Origin of the sequence: Candidatus Methanodesulfokora washburnensis (assembly GCF_003947435.1) — an archaeon.
In the GTDB taxonomy this organism is placed as follows: Archaea; Korarchaeota; Korarchaeia; order Korarchaeales; family Korarchaeaceae; genus Methanodesulfokora; species Methanodesulfokora washburnensis.
The window spans coordinates 1-10,980 of the sequence record NZ_RCOS01000121.1 but is presented as its reverse complement, the minus strand read 5'-3'; the positions used below and the strand labels follow the sequence as shown (position 1 = coordinate 10,980).

The 10,980-nt window shown below is 39.9% G+C and carries 20 protein-coding genes; 10 read left to right on the top strand and 10 right to left on the bottom strand.

Annotation, left to right across the window (positions count from 1 at the left end; all coding sequences use genetic code 11):
• The 6 genes from D6D85_RS10315 to D6D85_RS10290 form a co-directional block, all read right to left on the bottom strand.
• Nucleotides 1–467: hypothetical protein (locus tag D6D85_RS10315; RefSeq protein ID WP_133308314.1), on the bottom strand; the 467-nt coding region annotated here is incomplete at its 3' end.
• Entirely contained in the window at nt 464–730 is a 267-nt protein-coding gene (locus tag D6D85_RS10310) for a hypothetical protein (RefSeq protein WP_125671959.1), read from the bottom strand. The genes D6D85_RS10315 and D6D85_RS10310, both read right to left, overlap by 4 nt.
• A 62-nt stretch (nt 731–792) precedes the next feature.
• The gene (locus tag D6D85_RS10305) at nt 793–1,044 is read right to left on the bottom strand and encodes a hypothetical protein (protein WP_125671958.1); all 252 of its coding nucleotides are present in this window, start codon (nt 1,042–1,044) and stop codon (nt 793–795) included.
• Nucleotides 1,044–2,474 (bottom strand): hypothetical protein, encoded by a 1,431-nt coding sequence (locus D6D85_RS10300; protein WP_125671957.1) that lies wholly within the window; start codon nt 2,472–2,474, stop codon nt 1,044–1,046. The genes D6D85_RS10305 and D6D85_RS10300 overlap by 1 nt, the downstream gene beginning before the upstream one ends.
• 8 nt (nt 2,475–2,482) lie before the next feature.
• A complete protein-coding gene (locus D6D85_RS10295; RefSeq protein WP_125671956.1) occupies nt 2,483–3,550 on the bottom strand; it encodes a glycosyltransferase in 1,068 nt (355 codons plus the stop codon).
• Between the two features lie 99 nt (nt 3,551–3,649).
• Entirely contained in the window at nt 3,650–4,024 is a 375-nt protein-coding gene (locus D6D85_RS10290) for a hypothetical protein (protein ID WP_125671955.1), read from the bottom strand.
• Between the two features lie 61 nt (nt 4,025–4,085).
• Here D6D85_RS10290 and D6D85_RS10285 point away from each other — a divergent pair, with 61 nt between their 5' ends.
• Genes D6D85_RS10285 through D6D85_RS10275 form a run of 4 tightly spaced genes read left to right on the top strand, consistent with a single transcriptional unit; the run spans nt 4,086 to nt 5,197 of the window.
• Entirely contained in the window at nt 4,086–4,400 is a 315-nt protein-coding gene (locus D6D85_RS10285) for a hypothetical protein (protein ID WP_125671954.1), read from the top strand.
• A gap of 34 nt (nt 4,401–4,434) precedes the next feature.
• Entirely contained in the window at nt 4,435–4,584 is a 150-nt protein-coding gene (locus tag D6D85_RS16405; protein ID WP_161969827.1) for a hypothetical protein, read from the top strand.
• A gap of 3 nt (nt 4,585–4,587) precedes the next feature.
• A complete protein-coding gene (locus D6D85_RS10280) occupies nt 4,588–4,923 on the top strand; it encodes a hypothetical protein (protein ID WP_125671953.1) in 336 nt (111 codons plus the stop codon).
• A gap of 1 nt (nt 4,924) precedes the next feature.
• Entirely contained in the window at nt 4,925–5,197 is a 273-nt protein-coding gene (locus tag D6D85_RS10275) for a restriction endonuclease (RefSeq protein ID WP_125671952.1), read from the top strand.
• Here D6D85_RS10275 and D6D85_RS10270 read toward each other — a convergent pair.
• A complete protein-coding gene (locus D6D85_RS10270; protein WP_125671951.1) occupies nt 5,187–5,609 on the bottom strand; it encodes a hypothetical protein in 423 nt (140 codons plus the stop codon). The genes D6D85_RS10275 and D6D85_RS10270 overlap by 11 nt on opposite strands.
• Nucleotides 5,610–5,731: 122 nt before the next feature.
• On the opposite strand from D6D85_RS10270, the gene D6D85_RS10265 reads away from it, so the two are divergent.
• The 6 genes from D6D85_RS10265 (at nt 5,732) to D6D85_RS10245 (ending at nt 9,212) form a co-directional block, all read left to right on the top strand.
• Nucleotides 5,732–6,061 carry a hypothetical protein gene (locus tag D6D85_RS10265; protein ID WP_125671950.1) on the top strand — a complete coding sequence of 110 codons (330 nt, stop codon included), beginning with the start codon at nt 5,732–5,734 and terminating at the stop codon, nt 6,059–6,061.
• Nucleotides 6,062–6,078: 17 nt separating this feature from the next.
• Complete coding sequence (locus D6D85_RS10260) at nt 6,079–6,348, top strand: hypothetical protein (protein WP_125671949.1); 270 nt, start codon at nt 6,079–6,081, stop codon at nt 6,346–6,348.
• An 8-nt stretch (nt 6,349–6,356) separates the two neighbouring features.
• Nucleotides 6,357–7,700: a hypothetical protein gene (locus D6D85_RS10255; protein WP_125671948.1), complete on the top strand. Its 1,344-nt coding sequence runs from the start codon at nt 6,357–6,359 to the stop codon at nt 7,698–7,700.
• Nucleotides 7,697–7,933: a hypothetical protein gene (locus D6D85_RS16400; RefSeq protein WP_161969826.1), complete on the top strand. Its 237-nt coding sequence runs from the start codon at nt 7,697–7,699 to the stop codon at nt 7,931–7,933. Before D6D85_RS10255 ends, D6D85_RS16400 begins: the two co-directional genes overlap by 4 nt.
• Nucleotides 7,896–8,645, top strand: a complete 750-nt coding sequence (locus tag D6D85_RS10250) for an adenylyltransferase/cytidyltransferase family protein (RefSeq protein WP_161969825.1) — start codon at nt 7,896–7,898, stop codon at nt 8,643–8,645. Before D6D85_RS16400 ends, D6D85_RS10250 begins: the two co-directional genes overlap by 38 nt.
• Before the next feature lie 78 nt (nt 8,646–8,723).
• Nucleotides 8,724–9,212, top strand: a complete 489-nt coding sequence (locus D6D85_RS10245) for a class I SAM-dependent methyltransferase (protein ID WP_125671946.1) — start codon at nt 8,724–8,726, stop codon at nt 9,210–9,212.
• An 11-nt stretch (nt 9,213–9,223) separates the two neighbouring features.
• Here the strand turns inward: D6D85_RS10245 and D6D85_RS10240 are convergent, their stop codons facing one another.
• From D6D85_RS10240 to D6D85_RS16395, 3 genes are all read right to left on the bottom strand, one after another.
• Nucleotides 9,224–9,982, bottom strand: coding sequence for a hypothetical protein (locus tag D6D85_RS10240; RefSeq protein WP_125671945.1), 759 nt, complete (start codon nt 9,980–9,982; stop codon nt 9,224–9,226).
• Nucleotides 9,983–10,150: 168 nt separating this feature from the next.
• On the bottom strand, nt 10,151–10,714 hold the full coding sequence (locus D6D85_RS10235) for a hypothetical protein (RefSeq protein WP_125671944.1): 564 nt from the start codon (nt 10,712–10,714) through the stop codon (nt 10,151–10,153).
• Nucleotides 10,711–10,863: a hypothetical protein gene (locus D6D85_RS16395; protein ID WP_161969824.1), complete on the bottom strand. Its 153-nt coding sequence runs from the start codon at nt 10,861–10,863 to the stop codon at nt 10,711–10,713. The genes D6D85_RS10235 and D6D85_RS16395 overlap by 4 nt, the downstream gene beginning before the upstream one ends.
• Between the last annotated feature and the right edge of the window lie 117 nt (nt 10,864–10,980).

Here is a 10,980-nt window from a genome sequence, read left to right as displayed (position 1 = left end):
GCTTTTTGAGAAAAGTAAGCGCGTTTTAAAAAAACAGATGAGACCCAGCTAGCCGCATTTTTAACGAAGTTTATCGCATTATATATGGCATCCAGAACAACAGCTTTGAACATGCTAGCTAGGTTAGCAATTCCGCTAAGTATACTAGATACAGTATTTTTAAGCCAGTCTATTCCAGCGGATATACCGCTTATCAGAGCGGATATTCCACTTATCACAGCATTTTTGAGCCAGTCAAACATGCCTGAAAGCCAAGACATGAGCTGTCCAAGAGGATCTGTCAGACCACCTAGAGCCATTGCCATAGCTTCTACATCTATCTCCATGATTTTATCAAAAGGTAGTACCTCAATCCCCTCTGGTAAGGGGGTCTGAGTTGAAGGCAGGGAGGAGGCTATGAATGATGCTATCTTATTCACTTCATCAGGCGTAAGTGTGAAGCCGAAATTTATGTTTGGATCGCTCATCTCAACACCTCCCTAACCTTCTCTTTTCCCATCGTGTAGATGTACATCTTGAGCTTTGCTACTTCAGCAAGTATTTTAGCCCTGAGCTCTTCTCTCGTTTTAAAGGGAATTGAGAAGGGTCTTGTTTTCATCCCTTCATACTCAAATGCAACAACAGCTATGTACTCAGGTGTTCCAGTCTTTATAACTTCAAGTAAGTAAATTGTACAGCCATCATATTCGAAAGCCTTAGGTAATATCTCAACTTTCGTAACTGATGCCATCATAAAAGAAAGGGGGATAGGGTATAAAAAGGCTTTCTCACTTTATACTAAAGAAAATAAGTTTATTGTGTTGGAGTAGCAGGAGCGGTTCTGCTCATCTTCTTTCCAATCTCTATCATCTTCTTTAATTCGACAATAAGCTCTCTGGATTTCTTGACAAGAGGACAATTAGGAGCCAGTCTGCAATTAAGAGTAGCAAGCTCGAAAGCAAGCTCTTGAGCCTTAACGAGGACATCCGATAGAGCTTCAGCAAAAGCCTTTTGTTCTGGAGTAGGTTGGGGAATAGGCGGAGTTATAGCCTCTGGAGAAGGCACTACTTCGATAGCTTGCTCAGGTAAGCCTTCATTTTCCTCTTCAACCTCATCTGTTCTGCCAGTTCTCTTGACTTTTCCCTCAGGTTCGGAAACCATTTCTCTATCTCACCCTTGATTTCTAGGAGTATTTCTCTATTTAAACCTTGCCTTCCCCAGTGGTCTAGCCAGAAGTCAGTAAACTCATCATCGGACATCTGTAGAAGAAGGTCTTTACCCCAGCTATGGGACTCAACATTCCTTGTAACATACTGAAGACCAGCCATCTGGTACTGTCTCTTCTGGTACTGGTTCACGGAGTGTTTATTGCATATAGACTCTACTAAATTTTCAACAGCATATCTGTAGTTCTGCAAAGTAGCATAGACATCCATTTTTTCGCTTTTTGATAGATCGGTCATCTCTGGAACTGTGGAATAGTTTGTGAATGCAACAGGTGTTAGGAAGTAGTTGTTCACTGTTTTATTCACCTTTCTGTAGAGATACTCAAGAAGAACTGGAAGAGCGGGTACAGTCTTCTTTCCATTGTTTTCATATACCCTGGTTAACGGTCTTATCACGGTATCTGGATATGTCGTGAACCCATAGCCTAAAGCAGTGTTATCGAGAGCAAATCCCAGCAGAGCATCATCCAAGTTGTTTATCTCAACCTCTTTTATATTTCCATCCATATCCATGAATAGAACTTTGTTCTCATTGTTCCAGAGGGATGCACCTATCTGAGAGACACCCAGTATGAACATCTGGTATTTTGTAGCTCTTAAAAGCTGAATTCTGTTAAATATGGTTACGACTAAATCTCTCTGAATCCCAAACTGATCCCCCAATTTCAGTATATCATTAGCTAGCGTCTGGGGGTCTCCAGTATCGTTATACAGCCTGTATAGCAAAGCTCTAAGAAACTCGATCATATATTCTGGATCGTAATAAGACATGTCATAATGGCTTTTTTCATAATATGCTTTCTCAGGTGTCTCTCTGGTGATTTCCTCAGCTTCTTCAGGTGTGAAAGATCCTGCATTTGCAGATGTAGGATTCTTTAATGCATTTATTATATCTTCTTTTGAAACCCCAGCGGGTAGCTCTATCTTTCCAGATTCAATGTCCTCAATTATCTCCTGCAAAATATCCTCTGGAGCAGGTGTCTCAACTGGAAGGTTTATACCAGCCTCTATCTCCTCTGGAGAGGGAGTTTCAGGTTCTTTCAGGAAGGAGATTGGTAGTATCTCATCAAAAGTTATACCTAGAGTGAATGCTGAAATCATGGCAAGAAGGTTCATATCATACTCCTGAGACCATGCATATTCCTCAAAAAGATCCCTAGTGTCAAAAGTCCTCTGTAAATTTGTGTATTCAGCTGATGGAGTCTGTGTCTTAAGAAAGAGCTTTCTCTTCTGCTCAAGTATCTTTGCTATTTGCTCTCTGGTGAGCATACTATATGTTAGTGAAGATACCTTAAAAACTCTTTGTAGAGTTTAAATGAATCAAATTCCTCAGCTCTCTTTAAAGCCTCTTTTTGCATTTTATTGTACCTTTTCTCATCGCTTCTTTTTATCTCAACAGCCTCAAGTATAGCACTAACAAAATCATTGGGATCATAATAAGACATAAGGTACTCTATGCCCTCTCCTGTATCAGTAAATCTCTGTTCTGCAAACGGCACTCTAATAGAGGTTTTCTCAGAAGTAAGGGATGACAGCGGATCGTAGTCTATGTGGATCACAGGTCTCCCAAGAGCCATAGCCTCTAAGACAGGAAGACAGAACGATTCAGCCAGAGAAGGCTGAACATAGTAATCAAATCCAGACAGGAGAAGAAGAAGCTCGTTTCTTGATATAGCATTAGGTGAGTATCCAAACCCAGTATTCACATATATATTTGGAATTCCTGCGAAATATGGCACAGCTTTCGGTTCTGTTATGATGTAGAATCCCACGTTTTCATCCATCTCGACAACAGTTCTTATTACCTGAGCATATTCAGCAAGCCCCTTTCTCTGATGTGATGATGCAATAGTACCAAATACAACAAAATTATCGCTTCTATTGGGAAACTTTGAAAACACAAGCTTTCTACCAGCATCCTGATTCTGAGCTATCTTCTCAAAATCCGATAGCGAGATCCCATGAGGGATGACAGCCTCACAGTTTATGTTCACATAGGATAGCATCTGTTTTGTGAACTCGGAGTTTGCTATGTATAGGATGTTATCCCTCATCCAGTCCTTTACATATCTTGAGACAGGTCTTCCTTCAACAACTACATAGGCTACAGCAGGAAATCCAGAGTGCTTTCTTAGCTCTCTTATTATGAGAAACCATGATGAAGCAAACAGAGGAGCGAACGGTATTATGAATATTGCTGAATCATACTTTGATCTGATCTGAAAAGGTGGTTCCTGTACTGGAGAGAGGAAAGAAGTATGTCCATCTTTCTGCAAAACCTTTGATATTTCCCTAGCGACTAATTCAAGAGAAATAGCCCTACCATGATATATTCCTACCTTCATCGAAGACACTATAGGATAGACTGGACTCCACTTAAAAAACTTTGCTTAAAAAAAAGATAGGGGGAGAGCGAAGTATGCGGCAGAATTCAGTTGTATCCTTCAGTATGGAGAAACCCATCCAGCCACGACGTTTATTATCTCGTTCAGTATGTCTGGGTTTGCGTCAAAGCTTGTTACATACATGCTCTTCAGTCCATCAGCTATCTTCTTTGCGGCATCAGCAGAGCTTCTTGCAGTGTGCTTATACAGCTTCAGAGCAAAGGCAAGGTACAGAGCCCTCATTGTTGAGGCAACTCCGTACTTGTCCAGTATTGGTCTTACAAGGTCTCTTAAGGCTCCAACGGTCAGAAGTCCCTCCTGTGCCCTAGCAAGAGCCACATCTTTTATGTCAGTGAACCTAGTCCCTATTACGGTTGGGTTGAACTTAGCCGCATACTTCGCATACATAGCCTGTCCATTCCTGTAGCCAGCCATCTATCTCACCTCACGCAGACATGGAAGGAAAAAGTATATAAAGAAGTGAGACTTATATATGATGATGGAAATGAAGGAAAAAGCAAGACGAATAAGTGAAATAAGGCATAGATTGAGAGCCATAGGAGATCAAATATGTAGATATGCGGATTTCGTATGTAGGAGAGAGGAAAAAGCCTTCTTTCCAGTGAGCACAACCACAAAAATAAGGGTAAAGGACAACAGGATGAAGATAGAGATAACCATAACATTAGATGAAGAGGTATATAAGGAGATGCTCGAAGCCGACTTTCTAAGAGATTTCATATCTAAAAAAGAGGGAAAGACGGATGAGAGATATTTCAGAGATTTTGAGCAGACGGTGCAAAGTTTATAAATGTGATAGACAGGAAAAAATATGAGTGATCTGAATGAGTGAGGTCTTGCAGATCACAGTACCAAAAGTTGTTATGGATAAAATAAGAGAAGCCGAGAAGAAGTTTGGGATTTCAAAAGAGGAAATACTTACAAGAGCGATAGTGATGATCTTAGATGAGCTAAACAGGGGAGAGGTGATGTGAAAAATGTCTGCTGAGATTCAGAGGCATATATTGACACTGCTAGGAGATATACAAGATCCGACAATGAGGGCAAACATAGCTACAACAATAACACTTATAGTTGATGCCTTCACAGCAGGTTTGGCGGATTATGAGGAGGCAAGAAAAGATCTTATTGATACATGCGAGGGAGTGCTAGCAATGACAGATCCTGAGGCAATAACACCAGAGGGAAAGCAAAGGATAAAGGAGAGAGCTGAGGCAATAGCTGATTCAATACTTAAGGTAGCAAAGCTAACAATGATAAGACAGTCTGTGATGAGAAGGACAGCAGAAAGGACAAGGATGGGAAGGTTCTAAAGTGTACAGAAAAGGGAGATTATTCGAGTATAAGGTTAGAGACAAGCTTCTTGAGATGGGCTTTGCAGTTTTCAGATGTGCAGGAAGCAAACCATTTGACCTGATAGCAATAAGACCCGATGGTAAGGTATTCCTCATTGAGTGCAAAAGAAGCAAAAAACCAACAAAAAAGGAGATAGAGGAAAATAAAGCCTATGCGGAACAGTATAGAGCAGAATACGTGGTGATAACACCAGAGGATCTAAAAAATATAGAGGGGAAGCTCACTCGTTAACAGCCTCTTTCTCCAGTTTTTCTTCACCTAAGAGCATTAGAGCAAGAACATACTGAACAGCCTCATCGTTAAACTGAACTTTTAAGTCAGTGGATGGATTCTTCATGTACTTTTCAGCTACCTCCAACACCTTGTTTAGCTTAATACCTAGCCTCTGAGATACCTGTTCAGCAGTCTGCTTTAACCTAGCAAAGTTTGCCTCAGTAGGATTAGCTCTGAATTCACCGCATGAGGCTGAGAACTTGTAAACATACCAAGCTATTTTTTGATTCTCATCATAAGTCCTTCTTATGACTTTCCTTAAGACTTTCCTCTTTATTTTCCTCTTTGCCTTAACTATTTTCGTCCTCAAGACTTTCTTCAGATTCAGTTTCTCAAGAATTCCTCTCTTTTTCCTTTTCTTATCTGCCATTATACATCACCCTACAAAAAAGAGATGGTGAAAAATAAAAAGTTTTCGTTTTCGCAAAAAACAATGGATAAGCGTAATGTTTAAGTATAAGAAAGGCTAATAGTCCATGAGGTGGAAAGACCATGATAGGAAATGTGATGAAGTGGATTTTCAGGATTTTAGCCATCCTGAGTATAGTATGCCCCTTTATAGCACCAAAGCTGACCCCCTATATACTGATTGCTGGCACAATACTGCTAGGAATAATGCAGACACATAAGGAAAAGCAAGTAGCAAAACTAGCGGAGAAGACACCTTGGCAGACAAAAGCGATAATAGTCATAGCTGTTGTGGTGATACTGGTAGCTGGATTCTTCTACCCGATACCCAACGACATAATACTAGGAGCAATAACATTCCTGCTTAACATAATAGGAGAAAATATAAGCAGAGAGAGCGAGATATTATCATAACAGGGGGGGATTCATAGATGGGAGTGAAGGAGAGCTATATGGAGCTTAAAAACTTTGCCAAACAGCAGATCTCTAATTTAAACAAGGGTATAATGCACTTTGGAAATGATGAGAGAGAAAGACTAGCCAAACTTTATGAGGAGTATTTAAACCAGTTACCACCAGAGAACAGGGAGATGTGGATAGGTTACGTGGGCTTCATGGTAAAGAGAAGTGAAGTACCTTCACTGATTAGGAAAGATCCAGAGTTTGCTATCAAACTTATGAAGAGATTAGCTGAAGTGTAGGTGAGAGGATGGCTAAAATCCTTAACGAATTTCCAGATTTTGATGACGCAACATGGGCATGGTCTAGAGTAGCTATACTATTCACTCAGGAGAAGCATGGAGACTTTAAGTATGTGAACCTTCAGGGAAAAAACTGCTATGCAAAGGACGTATGGGAAGCACTGAAAGATCCAGAGATAAGAGGCATATCTGGTCTATCAGTAGGACATGGAACCAAATGCAAAACCACAGTACAGGATTATGATGTGGATTTCAGCTGTGGAGCTCAGCAGAACATACTGCTGAAAGGTAGGTATTTCAACAAGGTTTCATGTCTTGAGGACGATCTGGTAGAGGATTTAGTACAGCATTTTGGATTATCATGCGGATGCGGAGAAGTAACGGAGTATTGGATAGTAACAAATAAGGCATCAGATCCAAGACAAGATCCTATATGGTTCTTCATAGACGCAAACTTTGAGTTTGACAGAGCTTTAATGGAAGGATATACAGCGGGAGAGGCTTACAAAAGAATGCTCAACAAGTATGAGGAGAATGCAAAGAGATTTGATAATTCAGATCCTGAAATAGCAGACCTTCTCAGAAGAGATGCTAAAAACAGAAACTTTCACGGAGATCCAAACTTCAGGTTAACTGAACAGCCACCCACTCCACCACCTACAAAGGAGTATAAAGTGAAGGCTCATGCAGAATCGCAGAAGGACGGCTATATGAGATACTTTTCAATATATGTTGACAACATACCATACTATGTTACTACGGGATGGCGTTCATTTGACTGGAAAGGATCTGTATTCACGACAGAAGGTGAACACACAATATGCATGTCTGTCTCAGCAGACGAATCGTTTGAGTGGACAGGAACCCTTAAAGTAGAGGGAGTAGATGAGAAAAGCGGGGCTTGTGATAAGAACCATCCGCTATGCATAAAGGTAGGTGCTCCTCCAACACCGCCTCCACCTCCACCTCCTCCTCCGCCACCGCCACCAACACCACCAGAGAAGACCTATACCACAGTAATATTTGGGACTTTAACAGCAGATAGCAATCCAGTTGTTGAGGCAGATTTCCTGATAAAGCTAACAGATAAAATGACGATAAGGCTACCCTTGACAATAGACCTGAGGAACATGAAATTAGAGGGAACGATGACAGCAGGTGTTGAGGGGAAGATAAAGGACAGCACGATGGAAGGCAACGTAGAGGGGAAGACAGCGATAAAGATAGCATACTCATTCCCAGTAAACGTATGGATAGGAAAGAAGGCTAAGCAGGGATTGATAGTTGTAAAAGCACCAGAGAGCATTGAATATACTGAAAAAGGTGGGGAGAAAGGTGAGATAAAACAATGAGCTCATTAAAAGAAGCGTTAAAGACTATAGGGATCATAATAGGAGTAATAGCCACTATCACCACTACCTTTTACCTTTGTTTTTTTGCATTCTTGATTATATCATACATAGCCCTGTTTTCACCGCTCATAATACTAGGTGTGATACCCTATGCAATATACAGGCGTATCAGAGGAAAGAGGAGGGGAAGGAAAAATGAGAAAAGTAGTAGTCGCAGTATCAGGAGGATTTGATCCGCTACATGCAGACCACATAAAGCTATTCAGAGAAGCTAAGAAATTGGGGGATAAGCTAGTCGTTATTTTGAACACTGATGAATGGCTACTGAAGAAGAGAAACTTTGTCTTCATGCCCTTTGACCAAAGGAAAGAGATTTTAGAGGCAATAAGATACGTGGATGAGGTAGTGCCCCAGATAGACAAGGACATGACGGTAGCTGAGACCCTCAGGCTGATTAAACCACATATTTTCGTTAAGTCAGGGGATAGAACATTGGACACATTGCCTAAAGCAGAGGTAAAGGTATGTGATGAATTAGGAATAGCTGTAAGGTATGTTGACACGGGGGAGATAAGAGTGCATTCATCATGGCTCTTAAACAGAGTGAAAAACGAGTATCAAACAAGGATAGAGAAGCCTTGGGGATACGAGGATATTCTTTCCAACAGCTCAAACGAATTAGTGAAGAGGATCTTCATAAAAAGAGGACAGAGAACATCACTACATTACCATGAAAAGAGACGTGAAGTGCTTATATGCATTCAGGGAGAGGGGTTCATAAAAGTTGACAGCAAGGACTACACGGTATATCCTATGTTTTCAATTAAGATAGATCCGTACATACTACACAGGATATATGCAAAAACGGACATGCTCTGGATCGAGGTATCTGATGGACATCCCAATGACATAGTGAGAAAGCTAGATGACTATGGAAGAGTATAACAATTTTTTAAAAAGTGATTTGGAGCATATTTTTAGCATCGGAGAGGCTAGGTTCTATCAACAGCAAAGGTGGTAGAAATGAGGTTAAATCTGGGATGTGGCGATGACATAAAAAAGGGCTACATAAACATAGATGTAAGAAGGACAAAGCCTGAAGTGCTACAGATAGATCTTGAGAAAGAGCTTCTTAGATTCTTTCCTGATGAGTCTGCTGATGAGATAATAGCAAAAGACTTTATAGAGCATTTATCATGGAGAGTTGTTGAGGATTTTTTAAAAGACTGCTTTAGAGTGCTGAAGAAAGGCGGTAGGTTATTTATTCAATGTCCAGATCTAGAAGTAATAGCAAATCAGGTTATCCTGAATCCCGATTTCAAATATGGAGAGCTAGAAGGTTATAAAGCTATATCATTTTGGATATATGGAGAACAGAACTATCCTGAAAATACGCACAAAAGCGGATTCACAAAACCTGCTATAAAAAAGCTGTTGGAACAGATAGGCTTTACAGTCATCAGCCTAACAAACGGCGGGACAAATCTCCTATGTGAAGCTGTGAAACCTTAATAAATTACTTTTTATAAAAAGCTATCTAGTGTTTCGTTTCTTATAATAGCATTGTATTTTTCAAGCCATCTCTCAAAGAACCTCAATCTCTCTTCTTTTGTTTTACAACTATAGTTCGCATTTAGGCTGTCATCTACTGGTCTAGTCCACGCCATAGAATCGAATGAGTCTATCATAAAGAAGACTTTTTTAAGAGCGTTAAGCTTGAGACCGAATACGTGAATTTTCTTATCTGGTAGCTCCTTTCTCACTAGGCTTATGGTCTTATAGGCTATCTCAATGTCTGGCTCTACACATAAATTTCCTACTGCAAAATAGTTGAATTTATCTATTATTCCATATTTCTTGTATAAATTAATGCACCTTAAAACTGATTCTGGATTCTTATTCCAGCCTTGAATCGGTATCAGCCAGGGAATCCAGTCGTATTTTTCAGTATATTTTAACACATTATCCACAGTCCTCTCTATGTTTGTATGTTGCTCGTTAATCCATAGATTTCTAGGATGATAATCATCACAATAATCTGGAACTGTAACATATACTGGTTTATTGTGAACTCTCTGCCTCACCTTTGCATACACCCTGAGAAGCCTTGAGATGTGATTCTTAGAATATTCCTTTACGTTGGGATCTCTGAAGATCTCTATTCCAGAATCTATTATTACCTCTTCTGCATATTTCAAAAATGAAAATCTAGGATGGATGACATTGATTAAAATGTATGGATATGGTCTTGGTGGACTTGTGAACAGCTTAACTGTATGCATTTACCAGCACCTTAGAAAAAGAAAAAGAGAGGAATATAATAAAATTCACTTCTTATCACGATGTTGTAGATAACGCCTAAGTAGCTCAATCTCTATCTGTATAAGTGGATCTAGCTCATCCATCCCAAAAAGCTTTTTGATAAAACTGATAATTCCCATCTAATCCCCTTAATGCAGCTTATACAATATGTAATATGACTTGTTCTTGTTCTCTGTGTATAAGTAGTGTGCAAACCATCTAAATTGGATTATATATACTTTTTCACCTAGATCCAGCATTTTGTTGAAGTGTAGTAAGAGATACCTTGAATTCAATAGTCTAGCAGCTTTAAGACCCTGTTCTATTATAGTCTGCGGTGTTCCTATGATATAGGCATATTCATCCCGTTTGTTATACCTAATCCCATAGTTCCATGCGGGTGGATCTATCACGACAACATCTACTTGATTTAGCTTTATGTTTTCCTCTGCTATCTCTCTGCAAAATCGGAATACAGTCATCTGGTAAAAAATATCAGGTTCTACTATCCATTTCCATAGTTTCGGATCTACGCCTATCAATGTCTGAGGTTTCTCCCATTTGTAGAATCTTCCTCTCCCGTATGTTACATCAAGAACAGTCTTGGCATTAGCTATTTTCAGCAGTTTAGCTACAACAACTGCTGATGGATACCTTGCTTTTGTCTTTTTTTGAATATCCCTCTGATCTACTATCTCATAAACTAGGCTCATCTGTCAATCACCTTTTTCCTCTTAAAAAGATGGCATGTTAAAGGTCTCTGAGAATCCTCAGATGTATAGATCCCTAGAAGAGGACATATTCCATATTTTGATGTAGGGGCATGGAGGAAATTTTCACAATCACCACATGTTAGAACCATCTAATCACCTTTCTCTTCATTCTTGAGAAACAGCGTGATCTCCATGTAATCGTTATTCAGAGGTTCAACAAGAAAGCCTATCCTGCAGTTGACAGCCTTCTCAAGGTCTTCAAGGTC